The following is an 18152-nucleotide window of genomic DNA, read 5'->3' on the forward strand; positions in this document are numbered from 1 at the left end:
TCCTTATATCGCCCTGCGATACGCCATCCACATAAAGAAGTTCCCCCTTGATCATTTAATAGAACCCCTGAACATTCAGGTATTTAATAGACTCCCTATACAAAATCAGCTAAATATTTCCTCGGAAATGCAATCTTCGACTTTTTATTTTGTTTTTCTACATAGGGTCTTTTTCAAAATCACGCAATCCGTTGAAATATGTTTTTGCATCGGTCTCCCTTCTGAAAAACATAGCCATCCTCTCCTCCGCATCTTTTTATGAAAAGATGCGGAGGCTTTTTTCATATTTGTGTGGAGCAAGGTTTAACCGGGAAGCAAGGCGTGATCATTCCGAAACAGAATGTCCGCAACCTGATGCTGGCTAAAGAAGTCGTCGCTGCTGTCGAACGTGGAGAATTTCATATATGGGAGATTGGTCATATATCTGAAGGAATTGAGATTTTAACCGGAGTTCCGGCAGGAAATGTGCGTGGTGAGGATGGCCAATACCCTGAGGGGACCATCTTTGCCAAGGTTGAGGCGCGGTTTTCCTCGATGTATGAGGCTGCGAAGGAACAGCAGGAACGGAAAGAAGTGGCTGGGGCTGGAGCGGTTTGACGCTTTAATGTAACGGGGGTCAGGCACCAACTGCGTAGCAGGGGCTGGCATACCCCAGAGCATTTACATCTTTTTGGGGGCTAATTGTGCTTTGGTTGCTAAGATAAATGCTAAAAGAAAGAGCTTTTCCCTAATTTTTATATAGGATTATAGCTCTTTTTTTGTGTTGAGGCTTAGTTTTAGCGTGTTGGGGTTGGGTTTTAGCTGAAAAAAGGTCATTAGATACGGTAAGGGGTAATATATATTCCCCCTAGGAGAATATATTGAGGGGACTTTGGCCTTTATTCCCCCTAAGAGACGTTATATTCCCTATACGGGAATATAATTGAGGGTTAACAGCTTTTTATTCCCTGTATGGGGAATATAATTAAGGGTAACAGCTTTTTATTCCCTGTATGGGGAATATAATTAAGGGTAACAGCTTTTTATTCCCTGTATGGGGAATATATTCTGTCCTTAGTAGAATGGAAATCTGCTTTTGAATCAAGAAAAAACTTTCTTTCTCCTTCGCTAATCTTTACAATGTGATTATCTATTACATCTGGACCTAGTGTCTTTCCATAAGGAGTTTCTAACATGGTACCTTTGCGAATGCGGTTTGAAAAGCTGTCCCCTTCACAACTGATTGTCTCGTTTTACTTTTTTGCTGTCTTGATCTCGGTCGCTTTACTGAGCTTGCCGATTGCCTTAAAGCCGGGGGTGGAGTGGTCGTTTATTGATGTGCTGTTTACGGCGGTGAGTGCGATTAGCGTGACGGGCTTGGCGGTTGTTTCCACTCCAGACACATTTAGTACAACGGGGATCTTTATTTTGATGTTTATCCTCCAGTTTGGTGGCATCGGAATCATGACGTTGGGGACCTTTTTCTGGTTGATTTTAGGGAGAAAGATTGGCTTAAAAGAACGACAGCTGATTAAGACTGACCAGAATCAATCGTCTCTATCCGGACTTGTCATTTTGATGAAAAATATTTTAATCATCATTGTGGTCATCGAACTTGTTGGAGGTTTACTGTTGGGGACTTACTTTTTAGGCTATTTCCCTACTTGGCAGGAGGCGTTTTTACAAGGTATGTTTGCCTCTGTGAGTGCTACGACCAATGCTGGCTTTGATATTACCGGACAATCGTTGATCCCGTTTGCGCATGATTACTATGTGCAAACTGTGAACATTGTCCTCCTCACTTTAGGAGCGATTGGTTTTCCGGTCCTGATTGAGTTAAAGGATTACTTTGCCTCGAGAAACACGCGGAAACGGGCCCATTTTTCTTTATATACGAAACTAACGACAACCACCTTTTTTGGTTTGATGCTGTTTGGGACACTTGCAATTTTACTATTAGAATTCAATCATTTCTTCGCGGATAAAACTTGGCATGAATCGTTTTTCTATGCCTTCTTCCAATCGTCGACGACGAGGAATGGAGGCTTGGCGACGGTGGATGTGAGCTTGTTTACCAATCCTACGCTACTCGTAATTAGTGGATTGATGTTCATTGGTGCTTCTCCTAGCTCTGTCGGTGGAGGCGTACGGACAACGACGGTCGCGATTATCCTGTTGTTTTTATATAGCTTTGCTCGCGGGCGGAAGTCGGTGAAAGTATTCAATCGTGAATTCGAGCCAGAGGATATTTTAAAGTCGATGGCCGTGATGTCGACGGCTTTGCTGTTGTGCTTTATTGCTGTCATCGTTCTATCGATTACTGAGCCGTTCTCGACGATGCAACTGATCTTCGAGGTCGCTTCGGCGTTTGGGACAACTGGTTTATCGATGGGCATCACACCTGAACTAAGTCCCACTGGGAAGATGATTATTATTCTCCTCATGTTCATCGGTCGAATTGGTATTCTGTCCTTTATTACGATTATCTCAAGACCAGGGGCAGACGATTTGTATCATTTCCCTAGGGAGAAAGTGATTATTGGGTAAACAAGGGACGTTTCTCTTGTTTCATTCGAATTCAATTTTATTCCCTACAAAATGATGAAACGCGATTCTCATGAATGTAAAAACATGGAATGGGACTTTTCATCATACTCATATAAGGAAGTTATTTTTACTTTGTAAATTTTCTTTAGCTGCATGGATTCATTCAGGTTATGAAGATAGTACGAACTTGGAAGGTGTGTATGAGGATGCCTGACTTTAGTTTTGTGCTTTGGGGACTGCTTTTACTTGCGGCTGTGGTTGTGATGGTAATTAAGAAGGACTTTCGTGATTCTGCAGTAGCGACGATGAATTTCAATTCTGAAGATGTGCCGCCCTTTTTCTGTCGGTTATCTGCGATTTTTGATTCTGGTTTCAAAGTCGCCGACGTCCACGCTATCCAATCGATGATTGACCAAATGAATGAAGACAATGAAGTAGGTGAGCTCGGTTGCTATACTGTTCGATTCCGAGGAAAGAAAATAAGGATTCGCATCAAAGCAGAAATTCATCTTGATCGTGAAGAGAACTCTAAAGAAGTCGTGTTGTTTTTTTCGAGTCAGCCTGAGTTGGTTCAGGCAATTAATCGAGTGATGAGAAAATGTGCGGAGGAATATGAAATGTAATTGGTCTTTCAAACGTTTGATTGATTTTGCCTTGATGTATCAGGGTTTGTTGGCTCTGAGATTGAAGTAAATAGGTAAAATGATTGCCTTGCGTAGGTATAATTTACCTATTTACTTCTGCAATCCTACCGAAAAAAAGGGATTTTATTACATTATATTGAAGTTTGAATTTCATTGATGGGAAAAAGTGTTTTCTTTTGAAAAAAACGTAGAAAAGAACTATAGAGTACCTAAACATGAAAGGGTAAATTTTACTTTTTCGAAAGTCTCTCAATTTTTGATTCCGATTTTAATAATCGTTCATTTAAAGCTTGGATCCCACTTCTGCTTTCATCAAGCTTGCTGTTTATTTGCTTTAGCATAGCTGTCATATTCGCTGGTTCATTTTCCTCAATTCTGGTTAACGCTGCTTCTACCCGACCTAGGCGCTTGTCTACCTCGTTAAATCTCTGGTTCACTTCACCGAAGTGCTCATCCACCGTGATAAATCTCTGGTTCACTTCATCGAAGTGCTCATCCACCTTGATAAATCTTTGGTCCACTACATCGAAGCGCTCGTCCACCTTGATAAATCTTTGGTTCACTTCATCGAAGCGCTCATCCACCTTGATAAATCTCTGATTCACTTCATCGAAGCGCTCGTCTACCTTGATAAATCTCTGATTCACTTCATCGAAGCGCTCGTCCACCTTGATAAATCTCTGGTTCACTTCATCGAAGCGCTCGTCTACCTTGTTAAACCTCTGGTCCACACCATCGAATCGCTCATCCATTGCGATTATTCGCTCTGTATTTTTTGCTACCAGATGAATGAGTTGCTGCATCATTTCATCTTGTTTGGTGAGTCTCTCATTCATCGTATTTTCAAGTTTTTGGATGACTCTTCTCGTTTCCTTCCCCACAAAATTTCACCTCCTTTAATTGATAGATTCATTATAGTTCCGATTGCTTAAGGAAACAACAATCCCTGCCGTTTTATTTTGTCCCAATTGTATAGATATTTATATCCTCCCTTGCCGTTGTAAAAAGTATGGGCAGTCCGCTAGGGGAAGGTATATGCTAAAGTAAAGCTGTCCTTTATTTTTCTCCTTACTGGGGGGTGTCACCATGAAATTATTTTTAGTAGGTTTAGGTGGTTTTTTCGGAGCGATTTCACGGTTTATGATTGGGGAATGGTTGCATAGTGATAACGGATTTCCACTTGGAACATTGGGTGTTAATTTGCTTGGTTGTTTGGTACTGGGCTGGTTTTTAGCTTTTGCGAAGCAGAAAGGGTTACGTGGTGAAACAGTTCTACTAATAGGTACAGGATTTTTAGGCTCGTTTACAACATTTTCAACGTTTTCAGTCGAAACAGTAAATCTTCTTACTGCTGGACGAATCCTGGTTGCACTGCTTTATGTTCTCCTCTCCGTTTTCGTGGGGATAATACTTTCGTTTCTTGGCTTCAAGCTTGCCCATAAGGGAGATGAAACTGTATGAGTTATCTTCTGATTGGCATTGGTGGTGCGTTCGGGGCGATATGTCGGTATATCCTTGGGCTTGCGGTTATGCGTAATTACCAGGATACATTCCCACGCGGTACGTGGATTATCAACATAACTGGTTCGTTTTTACTTGGTCTTTTATTTAACTTACATACTCAAGGACTGATCCAAGATTGGGCTATGTCACTCTTCGGAGTAGGTTTTTGTGGCGCCTATACCACCTTTTCCACCTTTGGAAATGAGACTGTACAGTTGATCGTGGCTAACAAACTTAAGCTGGCTGCGATGTATGTTGGCTCTTCTGTCCTTCTCACGCTCACAGCCGCTTGGCTTGGATGGGTGATTTAATTATTCTTTGTTACCGTAAACATTAAGTTTTTCATCTCCGTTGATTGTAGTGGAAGGCACGAAGACTCCTGCGGGAGTACGGGACTGGGGAGACTCCTAAGGCGCTATAGCGCCTTGGAGGCTCCCCGTCACGCCCGCGGAAAGCGAAGTGCCTGTAACGGAAATCAACGGCCTAGGTTAACTCAAATACCCCATAAATAAAATAGACTGCTCTCTCGCTGAGAAAGGTCTGTTTTCTTATCTGGAAATACATAATGCGTATCAAAAATGGAAAAGATGGACTAGAGACTTCAAAATTGGAGTGATGATATGAGTACTGGAGGTCAGGTTCGGCTAACTTCCTCTGAAATTTCCCAACTTTGGGCACAGTATATGAACGATAGCGGAAGCGTCTGTTTGCTTACGTTTTTTTTAGAAAAAGCTGAGGATGAAGAAATTAAACCCATTATTGATCACGCTTTAACCCTTTCGAAAAATCATATTGACAAGCTGACAAGCATCTTTAACGAAGAAAAGCATATCGTACCGGATGGGTTTAAGGTGGAAACGGATGTGAATCTCCAAGCACCGAGGCTGTACTCAGACACCTACGTCATTTATTTTATCAATATGATGGCTAAAATTGGGCTAACGAACTATGCGGCCGCCGTTGCTGGGACGACAAGGGCCGATATTACGGACTATTATATGGAATGTATGACTGAAACCATGGAGTTATTTAAGATCTCCAAGGAGCTGCTTTTAGCTAAAGGTCTATACATTCGGTCCCCTTTCCTTCCAAACTTAACGGAAATTGATTATGTCAAAAAACAAGGCTTTATTCTAGACGTCATTGGTGAAAAGCGACCTTTAATTGCCGCTGAGGTAGCGAACCTGTTCTCGAATCACCAACGAAATGCGTTAGGTGAAGCAACCATAACAGGGTTTAGTCAGGTAGCTCAGTCCAAGGACGTGAAGCAGTTTCTTGTGAAAGGGATTGAGATTGCGCAAAAGCATACGAAGCTATTTGGTGAAAAACTAAGAGAAAGCAAGCTCCCAATCCCGACAACATGGGCCGCAGAAGTCACGGAGAGTACCTCTCCTACCTTTTCGGACAAACTGATGATGTTTCTTACATCAGGGATGATTAGTCTGAGTGTCGGCTACTATGGAACCGCCATTGCCCAAAGTCCGCGTGCCGATATTGGCGTCATGTACAATCGATTATCTGTCGAGGTCCAATTGTATTCCGAAGATGGGGCCAATATTATGATTAAAAACGGCTGGATGGAACAGCCTCCAATGGCCGCAGACCGCGATGAGTTAGTGAAAAGGAGCGCGAAGCATAAATAATACAGTCCAATTTTGATATGAGTTTAACGATTGAAGATTCACCGATTACGGTGGATCTTTTTTTATATTTCATGAAGCTTCCCTGTTTTATTTACAAAAAGATTGATTGGTGTTCCCTAACTAACTTAAAATTAAGATAATTACATATTTTAAAAGGAGGGTTTCTTCTTGAATCAAGCTCAATTTCCGATTGAACAGATACGCGCAAAGTTTCCTGCGTTAAATCGAACCGTTGATGGATCACCGCTTATTTACTTTGATGGACCTGGTGGAACGCAAATGGTGGAAGATGCGGCAAACAGGATGATGATGTATATCTCAAATGGGATGGCGAACTTACACGGGACGTTTGCGACAAGCATTGCGACCGATCAGTTGCTAGATGACACACGCGCAGCTGTTGCAGATCTGCTGGGATGTGAGGCACGTGAAGTCGCGTTTGGCCCCAATATGACGACCCTTGCGTTTGCGATTGCGCGGTCTTTGGCTTCTCTTATCAACGAAGGCGATGAGATTGTCGTGACAGAGCTTGACCACCGTGCCAATGTCGATCCTTGGTTGACGCTCGCGCGGGATTGCGGTGCCGAGGTGAAGTTTATTGAAGTAAACCCTGAGACTTATACGTTGAATCTAGAAAACTTAGAAAATGTAATAACAGCTAAAACAAAGCTTGTGGCCGCTGGGATGAGTTCGAATGTCACGGGAACGGTGAGCGATGTGGCGAAAATTAGCGCTCGAGCTCGAGAAGTTGGGGCGCTGATGTTCGTAGATGCTGTTCATGCCGTGCCGCATATCCCGATCGATTTTAAAGAAATTGGTTGTGATGTGTTGCTGTGCTCGGGGTATAAGTTTTTCGGCCCACATGTTGGCATTGCCGCAATACGGGCGGACCTATTTGAGAAACTCCCTATCTATAAGCTTGAGCCCGCTCCTGGGGAGATTCCGTTTAAACTCGAAACTGGAACGCAGAACCATGAAGGCATTGCCGGGTTAGCTGGGGCGATTCAGTTTATTGAGAGTCTTGGTGAGGGAGCGACCCGGCGTGAACGGTTGGTTTCGGGTGTTGAGACAATTGATATGTATGAGAGTATGCTAGGGCAAGAGATAGAGAGCTTTTTGCGTGGGTTGGCTGGTGTGAAGCTTTATCGTGCACTTAGTGGTCCGCGGACACCGACCTTTGCGTTTACCATTGAAGGGCGCAACTCCAGAGAAGTTTGCCGGTGGTTTGCCGACAAGCATCAGCTTTGTATAGCAGATGGCGATTTCTATGCTTCCACGATGGCAAACAAGCTCGGGGTGAATAAGGATGGCGGTTGGATTCGTGTCGGCTTGGCCCCTTATAACACCCTCGAGGAGATTGAGGTGTTTAAGCAAGGAATGCTAGAGTTGTTGGCGAGTAAGGTTGGAGTATGACTTTTTTGAGAAAAGGAAGGAGTATGGGTGGGTATGACCACAAATTTGATTGTTTGAGAATGTACAGGTTGGGTACCGAGGGGGCCTCTCTTTGACCATTCTCTGTTGAATGAAAGGAGTATGGGTACCGAGAGGCTCGCTCTTTGACCTTTCTCTGTTGAATGAAAGGAGTATGGGTACCGAGGGGGGCCTCTCTTCTCTCATTCTCTGTTGAATGAGAGAAGTATGGGTATCGAGAGGCTCGCTCTTTGACCTTGCTCTGTTGGATCATGGGTAACGCCTGATTCTTTATTGTTTCGAAAACCCAACGCCAATGGCTTTTACCCAATCCATGGGTTCGCCGTTTTTTAGTAAGTTTAAGTTGAGTCGGAGGAAATCGAGCCTGGTGATGAACGGCGTATCTGCTTGCGCAATTTGGCTGGAATGTTCCACGACCGTTTCGCCTTCTTGCAGTCCGTCAATGATTTCGATGCGACCGTCTACCTCGAGGCCCTGTTTAATGAACCTGCGCTCCACTTTCCCCGTTCGAGTGAGCACATACGCGTAGCTGCCGCTTTGGATTTGCTCATTCGAGACCGTTACAGCTCCTACCCTTTGATCAGTGACGATGGTGATGTCGACATGTTGGCCATGGACGAGCTTGGTGGGTTGGGAGTCTTCTTCAGTCTTTAGGTCACTGCCTGAATTTTCCGTGGGGTCTTGAAAGTCGGTTTCCTCAGGCACTTCGATTTCTGATTCCTCCATACCCTCGCTTGAAGCAATGAGCGTCTCGCTATCGTAGGCTGGCTGTGGGTCCAATTCAATTTCAAAGCTAAACTCACTCTCTTTATCAACATCCGGGTCTTCCTTAGAATGACTAGCAATTTTCGAAAGCCTGCCTGGGAGCTTGTCCTTGATGAGATCGGATGTGATATACGCCTCCATGCCCTCTGTCACAACGGCCAAATCACTCTCAGTAAAATTCCCCTGAACCTTTGGGTCATCCGAGATGATCGTCATAATCGGATTTTTCAGGTCCAAATTGATCTCTTTTACCGTGCCATTCACCTGGCTGTTCACGTCCAGCTCGTTGTTGGCTACAAGTGCCGCTAGATTGTCTTCATGTTCCTGAATTTCATCCTCAAGGTCACGGAGCTCGCCTTCTTTGTCGTAAATTTCCTTTTCGATCGTGACTTCCACGAGCGTCTCTAATTGCAACCCCGGCACCGGCGGCGTTACTAGTCCGTCACCACTCACTGGAACACTGGTGGACGAACTTCTAGCAGAAACAGTCTGCAAGTATTCTAGCTGCTGAATTTGGTCCTCAATCAACGCCACTTCCCTGCTCAACTGATTGATTTCATTCTCCAGCCTTTGCCGGTCAGCATCAACCTGCGCTGATTTATATTCATATAGTGGCGTTCCCGCTATGACGGCTTCGCCTTTTTTTACATAGAATTGCTGAAAACCGCCTTCTTCTCCATTAAAATAAACCGGATGTTCCTCGACCGGTGTCACGACGCCCGCAGTTTGGAGCGTTTCCGTCAAAGTCTCGGTCTTCGCTACAAACCAGCCTGTGAGAAAGTTGGTGCGGCTCACCTTGCTGTCGTTCTGCAAAGTGAGAAACACGTTCGTCGCAATCAATAACGCTCCTGCAGCTAGGAGTAATCCCGAATGTTTTTTCATGAACATCACCTGCCGTTCTATATGACTTTCTCAAACTGAATGATGGAAAAAAATGCAGATAATAACCAATAGATGAGATTCAAACTAAGGACTAATGATAGGACGATGATGCGTGACTTTCCTGTCAAAGCCCGAACATAAAGGTACTGAATGATGATCACCCATCCTTTAAAGAGAGAAACTCCTCCGAAAAAGTTAACCGCAAAGCTATTGTCTGTGAGCGTTTGGGCAATCGGCCCAAGTGAGAATGGTGAGCTAACCTCTGGGACTCCGAGAAGAAGGCTGACGGGAATCAAGACTACCCTCTCTAGCAAGAGAACAATCAAGACAAGAAGCTGCATCACAACAAAGCGATTCAGCTCTGTGTCGGTCATGCTCCAAAACCAGAAGGCACTTATGTACAAGATGACCATCCCATAAAAGAGCCCCCAAAGCATTTGCCCGGCAACGAACAAAGCTTTTTGAAGCTGAAATTCTTCTGGGCTAAGGATGAGAAATTTTTTTGCCAGGTATTCTGACCCTATCCCGAAGTATCCGCTCACTCCAAACACCAACCCGCTGATGAGGGCCATGATTAGAACATGCCGCCACACCTTCCCCACACTCTCGGTTGTACTCAGCTCGTACGTAAAATAATTTGGGTGCTTTAATCCGCGCATCAGGCGAATTTGGAACATCATGTTGGATTCCCTCCCAGCTTGTTGGACTTGTTGGTGTTTTTTATCGTTCTTTTCTCAATCTTTGTTGCAATTGCGGATAAAATATAAATGATATTTACGAGAAGAGAGCTTGCTCATTTGAAGTACTCTCTTGCGTTAACATTTAAGAAACCATTGTTACGAAGACTGCCTATTGCTTTATATGGAAAGGCTAATTAATTGTGAACATATATACATTGATATTCTTTTTCAAGACAGGAAAATCCTCTATTGATTTCAAATTCGCTCAAGACTCCTCTTACTGGGATTTATAGGGTATAATAAAGGAATATTGTTTTTTACGGGTAAGGTAGAAATTGAAGTGTTTCATCCTTATAAGATGAGAATAGAGCTTGGAACTTACTAGAACGTACGAAAGAGCTACGTTCAGTACGTTACATTTGGCTTTATAATCTATCCGAAAACAGCCTGCGACAAGGTGTTTTTACATACATAAAAGATGGTTGAATAACTCTTATTTCGTTGATTGGAGTATACAGCACTCTGAATCCGATGTGCCTGGAGAAAATTCAACCTACGTTTAACATGCTATTTTTAAAGGAGGAATGACGGTGACGATGGTTCCAGAGGGAGAGGTGCGGCAGGCGGCTGGTGAGCTACGGAAGCTGCTGCGGCCGGAATCTGAAGAAGATGCAAAAGTTGTCCAGAAGGGACTGATGCTTTACCGTCAGGGCCTTGTTCATCATGTGAAATTTATCGGTGGCTCGGTGTGGGCGACGGTTCAGGATGTGACGCCGGTTCGCGTGTATGTGAGTCTTGAGCGTCCCGAGGACAGTACATGTACCTGTCCTGCCTACGGATTTTGCCGTCATCGCATGGCTGCGTTTTTCCATGCTTATAGCCAGGTTGATAACGTCGCCGAATGGGTGGAAGATTGGCGTAAGCCGGCAAAGGAAAGTCAACAAGCTGAGGAATGGGGCATGAAAAAGGCCAAGGATTTAATGAAGGCTAGGCAAAGTGACAGTCATGATTATGCTCGTTGGGTCGAGGAGTTCGTTGACAGCTTTGAGGAGATCGTTCTCGGTCAAGGCAAACCGACACCATACGTGATTGCAAGTCTTTTGCATGCTTATATGCGCAAGCTCCGGGCCTCAGCACCGCTTCAGAAAGAGTGGAAAGCGTTGTATGAGCTGGTTGGGAACATCTATGCTTTTAAGCAATTAACGATTTTAAGTGAGCAGCTTGGCCACTCAGGTGAAACGGTTGACCGCTATTATCGCTATTTATTCGATACATTAGAAGAAGATATTGAAGACTTGGTTGCATCGCTATCGGTGCATTCCTTGCCGTTTGACTTTGACCCGTTTATGGAAGAGTTGAAGCAAGAGACCGCTGATTTGGTGGAACGCGACGACCAGTTCAATTTTGAGCGCATGAATTTATACCGGTTGCTGTGGAGCCATTTGTTAAAAAAGAAAGGCTGGCGCGATGACGAGCGCAAGCGGCTTGAGGCATTTGGCGACGACAAGCGAACACAAGCTGAGGACATTGCCCTCGCTCATCAGTATTTTCTAGCTACCCAGGACCGGGATACACTAGACCATTTGAAAAAGATGGGCATCCATACGCTGCCGTTTACGTTTTATTGGATTGAAGAGCTGAATTCGCAAGGAGATTTTAACCGCGCTGGCGTTTTTATTGAATACATGACCCAGCATATGCGGACAGCAGTCGTCCAAATGGACCAGTATCATCAAGCTCGAGACTTTACGCGCCATGCACTACGGACCTCGATGCCGTATTTTCGTTCAGGTGGACGTGAAGACCTCTATGAAAAAATGTTATCGCAGTCCCTCCCCTACAGTTTTATTGAATACGAAGACTTTTTATTTACAAAAGGTCAGTATGACAAATGGGGCGAGCTGTTTACATATGCGAACTTCGAGTCGTTAAGTGTGCCGAACGATAAAATCAAAGTCCTTCAGAAAGAAGATCCTGAAGTGCTACTACCGATTCTTCATCAGGCCGTTGATGGTTTGATTGCACAAAAGAACCGAGCGAGCTATAAACAAGCCGTGCGCTTGCTGAAAAAACTCCGGGCCGCTTATAAAAAACTAAAGCGCGTCCCCGAGTGGGAAACGTTCTTCGCCAAACTTCTCGACCGCAACAAACGCCTACGCGCCTTCCACGCCGAGTGTGAGCGTGGGAAATTGATTGTGAATGACTAAGGGGGGTGACAGGCACCATCCAGAAACTGGATGGTGCCTGTCACCTAAGACCTGAGGAAAGGAGCGGCTGTGAATGCTGCAGATGAAACTGATATCGATTCATATGAAGCCGTTGGAGGATGGGAGCTTTTTCCTCTATGCCATGGATGCTGATGGGCGTGATCTGGAGCTATCAACATGGAGGCATCTGCTGTTTAACCGTCACAAGGAAAGCTATTATGGCACGATGCTTGAGGACGGTCGGCTTAACGGGGCGGTTGGTGTGTTCATCAGCGGCTGGCAGCTTGTCACGCTCTTTGCTGAGGAAGGCTTCAACCGGATTGTCGAGTGGGAATGGGATGAACTTTCCCATCTCTGTCTCGCGTCTGCCCTTGCGATCTATGACGCGATCCATGAAAAAGATTGGCATCCGGATTTTCGTGCGCTTGATGGTGGAAATGAGGAGCTTGACGCCGGGGAAACTAGTCGCCGTACCGCTGCCCCTATTACCGAATCGCGTGCGTTCCGTTGGATGCTTCCTGAACAAGTGAAAGACGAGTTTGGTGATAATTTCTGGGACGATACCATCCACCAGGACGGAGAGTCTTGGCAGGTGGAAGAGTTTATCTCCGACTTGTTTCACTACGCACTAGATGCTTATTTTAATGAAAATGAATCGCTTAAATACCTGCTTGGAGAAAAGCTCGAGTTATTGCGCAACAATGAGCTCTCAGGCAGAGAGCTTGCGGCCTATTTTGATGAGACACGCTGGCTTGAGTGGATTGGTATAAAAGAAAACCCTGCTCCGTATCATATTGGGCTCCGCTTGCAAGAGCCGGAAGACGGCGAGGGCGACTGGCAGCTTGGGTTATTTTTACGAGGCCATAATGGCATGGTGATTGACGCGGGTAATTATGCTGAGTATCCAGCTGACTGGGACGGCTTTTACGATAAAATTGATGCTGAGGAAGAGCGCTTGGCTAAGGTGTTCCCATGGTTATCTGAGGAAGGCGATCGTGGTGCAGATGACATTCGCCTCAAAAGGTCGTTGACCGAGGAAGAAGCATGGCAATTTTTAACCGAGACAAGCGAAACCTTGATTGCCCTTGGGATTGAGATTCTCCTCCCTTCTTGGTGGGAAGCGATTCGCAATTCGCAGTTAAAAGTGAAGGCGAAGTTGAAGAGCCAGGGCGGGTACCGCCGTTCGTTTGTTGGCCTCAACGCCCTGCTTGATTATGACTGGCGCTTCTCAATGAATGGCGTCGACCTTGATGAAGATGAATTCCAGCGTTTAGTGAATGAAAAGCGCCGACTTGTGTTTGTGCGTGGGCGTTGGATCAAGCTCGACCAAGGGTTTATCCGTCAGATTCAGGATTTGATGAAAAAAGCAGATAAAGAAGGCTTGCATATTCGCGACCTGCTGCAGCAAGAACTACAAGAAGAAGGCGACGAACCGTCTGATCAGCTCGAGGATCCACGTGCATTTGCGAAAATCCAAATTGAGTTGAATCGCCATTGGAAGCAGATGATGAAGCAGCTGTCCGAAACGAAGTCGATTCCGGATCAACCTGTTCCTGCTGGGCTCCAAGGCGAGCTTCGTCCTTATCAAAAACTCGGAATGAACTGGTTGTTATTTTTACGAAAATACGGATTTGGCGCGGTGTTAGCCGATGATATGGGTCTTGGAAAAACGATTCAGCTGATTTCCTATCTGTTGGCCGTCAAAGATCAAGAAGCTGACAGCGGTCCGGCGTTGATTATCTGCCCGACTTCCGTTCTTGGAAACTGGCAAAAGGAAATTGAACGCTTTGCGCCTGAGTTAGACGTGATGTTGCATTACGGCTCGAACCGGCTTAAAGGAGAAGAATTGCTGGAGCGGACGCGGAGTGCCGATGTGGTTCTCACTTCTTACGGGTTGACTCATCTTGATTTTGAAGAGCTTGAACATGTTGAGTGGAGTGCGGTCGCAATTGATGAAGCCCAGAATATTAAAAATGCCGACACAAAGCAGTCGCGTGCGGTTCGTAAGTTGAAGGGTCGCCATCATATTGCTTTGACTGGGACGCCAATGGAAAACCGCCTGTCAGAGCTATGGTCGATTTTTGATTTTACCAATCGTGGCTATCTTGGAAGTGCCGGCCAGTTCCAGAAGCGGTTTATTGTACCGATCGAGAAAGACGGCGAGACCGAGCGCATCCGCCAGCTTCAAGGCTTGATTCGACCGTTCTTGCTGCGCCGGACGAAGAAGGACGAAGATGTGGCCTTGAATCTTCCGGATAAAATCGAGCAGAAAGAATATTGTCCATTGACCGCAGAACAGGCCTCGCTTTATGAGCAATTGGTGAAAGACACCTTTGGTGAGATTGAAAAGTTGTCGGGGTTTGAGCGCAAAGGCTTAATCCTACAAATGCTTGGCCGCTTGAAGCAACTCTGCAACCACCCTGCGCTTTATCTAAAAGAACCCGAGCCAACTCAGCTTGTGACGCGCTCGGCGAAGTTAGAGAAGTTGATGGAGCTGGTTGGTGCGGTGCGCGAGCAGGATGAAAGCTGCTTGATTTTCACCCAATATATTGGCATGGGTGAAATGATTCAGAGTGTGTTGCAGAAGGAATTCGGCGTCGACGTTCCATTTTTACACGGAAGCTTGCCGAAAACGAAGCGCGATCAGTTGATTGAACAATTCCAAAACCGCGAGTTTCCATTCTTCTTGCTGTCGTTAAAAGCTGGCGGAACCGGCTTGAACCTAACGGCCGCCAACCACGTGATCCATTATGATCGCTGGTGGAATCCAGCGGTCGAGAACCAAGCGACAGACAGAGCGTATCGGATTGGCCAAAGCCGGTTCGTTCACGTCCATAAGCTCATCGCCACCGGCACGCTTGAAGAGAAAATCGACGCGATGCTTGAAAAGAAACAAACCCTAAATGACCAAATCATACAAAGTGATACCTGGATGACCGAGCTTTCTACCGGTGAGTTGGAAGAGTTAGTTAGGTTGGGGTAAGACAGAGGGACAGGTCCATTGTCCTCTTGTCTGGATTGACTCTGTGAGGTGACTTGCAGGGTCTTTTTGCGTGAATTAGTCTATTTGGGCTTCATACAGCACTTTCTTTGCTGGATTTCTTCTAAACATGCTCTATGACCACTTCATACAGCACTTTTTTCGCTGAATTTCTCCTAAACATGCTCTATGACCACTTCATACAGCACCTTTTTCGCTGGATTTCTCATAAACATGCTCTATGACCGCTTCATACAGCACTTTTTTCGCTGGATTTCTTCTAAACGTGCTCTATGACCGCTTCATACAGCACTTTTTTCGCTGAATTCCTTCTAAACATGCTCTATGACCGCTTCATACAGCACTTTTTCCGCTGGATTTCTTCTAAACATGCTCTATGACCGCTTCATACAGCACTTTTTTCGCTGGATTTCTTCTAAACATGCTCTATGACCGCTTCATACAGCACTTTTTTCAATAGATTTCTCATAAATAAGACAAGGTCCTTGTCCCCCGTTGGGACAAGGACCTTGTCCTACTTCCCTCGCTGCCTATAAAGTTCCATCGTCTTATACCCAGCTGCAAGCACAGTCTCCATCTCACCCAACCGCTTCTCCCGCGTTGCCTGTCGCTTTGCGCTATACACATAGCGCGCCCAATCCTTTTGATAGCCAGGGGTTAACTCATTGTAGATCTTCAAGATAGCTTCATTGTCTGCGAAGTGTTTCTTAAGGTCGTCAATATGCTCAATATAATCATCCACACATTGGCTCGCCTTAGTGGTCGTGGTTGCCTTCTTTTTCTCCGGTTGTGCTTTAATCCCGATGACCGTAAACACATCATTGAAGCTAGCCATTCTTGCAAACTTCAATGTACTACCATGAATAAAGCGTTCCTCATTGTAATACTTTTCGGTATAGATGACATCACGCTCTATGTACTGGTCATACTTTTTGTTCCCTTTTTTCGGGTAGGCAAAGTACAAATAGCCATTTTCCTTTAACAGATTTTTATCGATGACCTCTTTCAGGTGTTGCTCGTACTCCTCTATAGTAAAAACAAACGCAAAGATGAGATCATAATGGTCCTTCGTAAATTCAACATCATAGTCTAATTCACGAAAGTCCTCGATATCCTCAGGGATGTTTAGAATCACCTTTTTTGGGTATTTCGCGAGGCTCAGTTTTTCAATTACGTCTTTTTGTGAAATCACTTTATTTACTCCCTTCTGGGACAAGGGGACAGGCACCGTGTCCCATGCTGGGACAAAGGACCTGTCCCCTTGTCTCTCACCTATCGAAATAATTCTGTATTCGCATAGAGCGATGGCGATCCGCCTGAATGGATGAATAACAATGAATCTTCTTTTTTAAAGATGCCTTTGCGGATTAGGTCCATCATGCCGGCTACGGCTTTACCCGTATAAACGGGGTCTAGCAAAATGCCCTCTGTTTTCGCCACAAGTTTTACCGCCTCAATCATTTCTGGCGTTGGTTCGGCATAGCCTGGACCGACGTATTCTTCAAAGCAAGTGATGGCTTCCCGCTGAACCGGATTCGGAATTCCCATATGAGCGGAGGTTTCATTAACCAGTTTAAACACTTTCTCTTCTTGTTCAGGTTTTCCTCGGCTCACATTAATGCCAATGACCGGAATATTGCTTTGCAACCCCTGCAATCCAGTGACCAATCCTGCATGCATCCCGCCGCTTCCGCTCACACAGACGACCGCACTCAGATTGATTCCCTGTTCAAAGGTCTGGGTAAGAATTTCATGGGCACATGACACATACCCCTTAGCGCCAATAAAATTGCTGCCGCCAACTGGAATCATGTATGGCTGACGACCTTCTTCTTTTAAATTCGCTGCAATCTTCTGCATTTCCTTGTTCAAGTCTGTTCCATGCGGGACAATCTTGATTTGCTCCGCCCCAAGCAGGTGATAGAGAAAATAATTGCCATTGAAATCTGGATCCATATTGGGCGTAACGCCTTCTTCCAGCACGAGAATGCACTTCATATCTTCTTTTACGGCGGCGGAAAGTGTCAGACGGCAATGATTGGATTGAATCGCCCCACTGGTAATGATGGTGTCTGCCCCTTTTTTAAGGGCATCGGCAACGAGAAACTCCAACTTTCTTGTTTTATTGCCGCCTCCGGTTAGACCAAGCTGATCATCTCTTTTAAAATAGATCGAAGGTCCGCCGAGCGCCTTTGTAAGGTGAGGCAAATATTCAAGCGGTGTAAACCCTGGCGTATATCGACGTCTTGGAAATTGCGCTAAGTTCATGCTACATCCCCTTTGTTTTTAACAATGTATTAGATTGATTTTAGCTTCTTTTTGTCGGTTTAGTTTCTATCATTTACAGTATAGCAAAATGGAAGCGTAAAATGGAAAAACCCCGGGGTTGTGCCAGGGTTTTCCACTTATCCATGGTTCGCATGTTTTATTAAAAACTCATCGATCATCTGTTTATGACTTTTCACCATTTTAGACGGGAGCTTGTCTGGTTCAAAAAACTCAAATGAAATAGATTCTTTCTTGTCGACTTTTACCTTTCCCTCAAAGGTTTCCGTGTAGTAAGCCACTGTCACAACGTAAAATTCATCGCCGTTTTCTGCCTTCACAAAGTGATTGGCGCCTGAGTACACATTGATGAGCTTTAAGTCGTTCACGGTTAAGCCGGTCTCTTCTAGGACCTCACGCTTGGCCACCTCTTCAGTCGATTCCCCGAGCTCCATTAGGCCACCCGGGAGACCCCATGTTTCTTTTGGAAACCTTCTTTGCTCCAAGAGAATTCGACCTGAGTCATCGACAATGACGGCAACAGCTCCCACTAAAATTAACGGGCGATGTCCAACTATTTTTCGCAAATCCTCAATATACCCCAA

The 18152-nt window shown here is 45.1% G+C and carries 15 protein-coding genes; 9 read left to right on the top strand and 6 right to left on the bottom strand.

Annotation, left to right across the window (positions count from 1 at the left end; all coding sequences use genetic code 11):
* The first annotated feature begins 321 nt into the window (after positions 1–321).
* The 3 genes from H0185_RS11185 (at position 322) to H0185_RS11195 (ending at position 3149) form a co-directional block, all read left to right on the top strand.
* Complete coding sequence (locus tag H0185_RS11185; RefSeq protein ID WP_221873572.1) at positions 322–597, top strand: hypothetical protein; 276 nt, start codon at positions 322–324, stop codon at positions 595–597.
* A 576-nt stretch (positions 598–1173) separates the two neighbouring features.
* Positions 1174–2526, top strand: coding sequence for a TrkH family potassium uptake protein (locus tag H0185_RS11190; protein WP_281427604.1), 1353 nt, complete (start codon positions 1174–1176; stop codon positions 2524–2526).
* A 206-nt stretch (positions 2527–2732) separates the two neighbouring features.
* Complete coding sequence (locus H0185_RS11195) at positions 2733–3149, top strand: hypothetical protein (RefSeq protein ID WP_221873573.1); 417 nt, start codon at positions 2733–2735, stop codon at positions 3147–3149.
* Between the two features lie 251 nt (positions 3150–3400).
* On the opposite strand, the gene H0185_RS11200 is transcribed toward H0185_RS11195, so the two are convergent.
* Positions 3401–4051 carry a hypothetical protein gene (locus tag H0185_RS11200; RefSeq protein ID WP_221873574.1) on the bottom strand — a complete coding sequence of 217 codons (651 nt, stop codon included), beginning with the start codon at positions 4049–4051 and terminating at the stop codon, positions 3401–3403.
* A gap of 205 nt (positions 4052–4256) precedes the next feature.
* Between H0185_RS11200 and crcB (H0185_RS11205) the strand changes: the two genes are divergently transcribed.
* The 4 genes from crcB (H0185_RS11205) to H0185_RS11220 all read left to right on the top strand — a co-directional run bounded on the left by crcB (H0185_RS11205) (position 4257) and on the right by H0185_RS11220 (position 7729).
* Entirely contained in the window at positions 4257–4631 is a 375-nt protein-coding gene (gene crcB, locus H0185_RS11205) for a fluoride efflux transporter CrcB (protein ID WP_221873575.1), read from the top strand.
* Positions 4628–4984, top strand: a complete 357-nt coding sequence (gene crcB / locus H0185_RS11210; protein WP_221873576.1) for a fluoride efflux transporter CrcB — start codon at positions 4628–4630, stop codon at positions 4982–4984. The genes crcB (H0185_RS11205) and crcB (H0185_RS11210) overlap by 4 nt, the downstream gene beginning before the upstream one ends.
* Positions 4985–5293: 309 nt before the next feature.
* Positions 5294–6316: a DUF3231 family protein gene (locus H0185_RS11215; RefSeq protein ID WP_221873577.1), complete on the top strand. Its 1023-nt coding sequence runs from the start codon at positions 5294–5296 to the stop codon at positions 6314–6316.
* Between the two features lie 168 nt (positions 6317–6484).
* Positions 6485–7729 (top strand): cysteine desulfurase-like protein, encoded by a 1245-nt coding sequence (locus tag H0185_RS11220; RefSeq protein ID WP_221873578.1) that lies wholly within the window; start codon positions 6485–6487, stop codon positions 7727–7729.
* Between the two features lie 288 nt (positions 7730–8017).
* On the opposite strand, the gene H0185_RS11225 is transcribed toward H0185_RS11220, so the two are convergent.
* Positions 8018–9394 (bottom strand): efflux RND transporter periplasmic adaptor subunit, encoded by a 1377-nt coding sequence (locus tag H0185_RS11225; RefSeq protein ID WP_221873579.1) that lies wholly within the window; start codon positions 9392–9394, stop codon positions 8018–8020.
* Between the two features lie 17 nt (positions 9395–9411).
* Positions 9412–10074: a hypothetical protein gene (locus H0185_RS11230; protein WP_221873580.1), complete on the bottom strand. Its 663-nt coding sequence runs from the start codon at positions 10072–10074 to the stop codon at positions 9412–9414.
* A gap of 596 nt (positions 10075–10670) precedes the next feature.
* On the opposite strand from H0185_RS11230, the gene H0185_RS11235 reads away from it, so the two are divergent.
* Together H0185_RS11235 and H0185_RS11240 are read left to right on the top strand one after the other, a co-directional pair.
* Positions 10671–12281 carry an SWIM zinc finger family protein gene (locus H0185_RS11235; RefSeq protein ID WP_246629153.1) on the top strand — a complete coding sequence of 537 codons (1611 nt, stop codon included), beginning with the start codon at positions 10671–10673 and terminating at the stop codon, positions 12279–12281.
* A gap of 73 nt (positions 12282–12354) precedes the next feature.
* Positions 12355–15264, top strand: coding sequence for a DEAD/DEAH box helicase (locus tag H0185_RS11240; RefSeq protein ID WP_221873582.1), 2910 nt, complete (start codon positions 12355–12357; stop codon positions 15262–15264).
* Between the two features lie 532 nt (positions 15265–15796).
* Here the strand turns inward: H0185_RS11240 and H0185_RS11245 are convergent.
* The 3 genes from H0185_RS11245 to H0185_RS11255 all read right to left on the bottom strand — a co-directional run bounded on the left by H0185_RS11245 (position 15797) and on the right by H0185_RS11255 (position 18152).
* Positions 15797–16474 (bottom strand): YdeI/OmpD-associated family protein, encoded by a 678-nt coding sequence (locus tag H0185_RS11245; RefSeq protein ID WP_221873583.1) that lies wholly within the window; start codon positions 16472–16474, stop codon positions 15797–15799.
* Between the two features lie 80 nt (positions 16475–16554).
* Complete coding sequence (gene cuyA, locus H0185_RS11250; RefSeq protein ID WP_221873584.1) at positions 16555–17550, bottom strand: D-cysteate sulfo-lyase; 996 nt, start codon at positions 17548–17550, stop codon at positions 16555–16557.
* A 137-nt stretch (positions 17551–17687) separates the two neighbouring features.
* Positions 17688–18152, bottom strand: a complete 465-nt coding sequence (locus H0185_RS11255; protein WP_221873585.1) for an NUDIX hydrolase — start codon at positions 18150–18152, stop codon at positions 17688–17690.

Origin of the sequence: Mesobacillus maritimus, assembly GCF_019749255.1 — a bacterium.
Taxonomy (GTDB): domain Bacteria; phylum Bacillota; class Bacilli; order Bacillales; family Cytobacillaceae; genus Mesobacillus_B; species Mesobacillus_B maritimus_A.

Bases quoted from the DNA above. Each gene is read 5' to 3' on its own strand.
- H0185_RS11190 (WP_281427604.1), top strand. From the start codon at position 1,174: ATGGTACCTTTGCGAATGCGGTTTGAAAAGCTGTCCCCTTCACAACTG.
- H0185_RS11195 (WP_221873573.1), top strand. From the start codon at position 2,733: ATGCCTGACTTTAGTTTTGTGCTTTGGGGACTGCTTTTACTTGCGGCT.
- crcB (WP_221873575.1), top strand. From the start codon at position 4,257: ATGAAATTATTTTTAGTAGGTTTAGGTGGTTTTTTCGGAGCGATTTCA.
- crcB (WP_221873576.1), top strand. From the start codon at position 4,628: ATGAGTTATCTTCTGATTGGCATTGGTGGTGCGTTCGGGGCGATATGT.
- H0185_RS11215 (WP_221873577.1), top strand. From the start codon at position 5,294: ATGAGTACTGGAGGTCAGGTTCGGCTAACTTCCTCTGAAATTTCCCAA.
- H0185_RS11225 (WP_221873579.1), bottom strand. From the start codon at position 9,394: ATGAAAAAACATTCGGGATTACTCCTAGCTGCAGGAGCGTTATTGATT.
- H0185_RS11230 (WP_221873580.1), bottom strand. From the start codon at position 10,074: ATGATGTTCCAAATTCGCCTGATGCGCGGATTAAAGCACCCAAATTAT.
- H0185_RS11235 (WP_246629153.1), top strand. From the start codon at position 10,671: ATGGTTCCAGAGGGAGAGGTGCGGCAGGCGGCTGGTGAGCTACGGAAG.
- H0185_RS11240 (WP_221873582.1), top strand. From the start codon at position 12,355: ATGCTGCAGATGAAACTGATATCGATTCATATGAAGCCGTTGGAGGAT.
- cuyA (WP_221873584.1), bottom strand. From the start codon at position 17,550: ATGAACTTAGCGCAATTTCCAAGACGTCGATATACGCCAGGGTTTACA.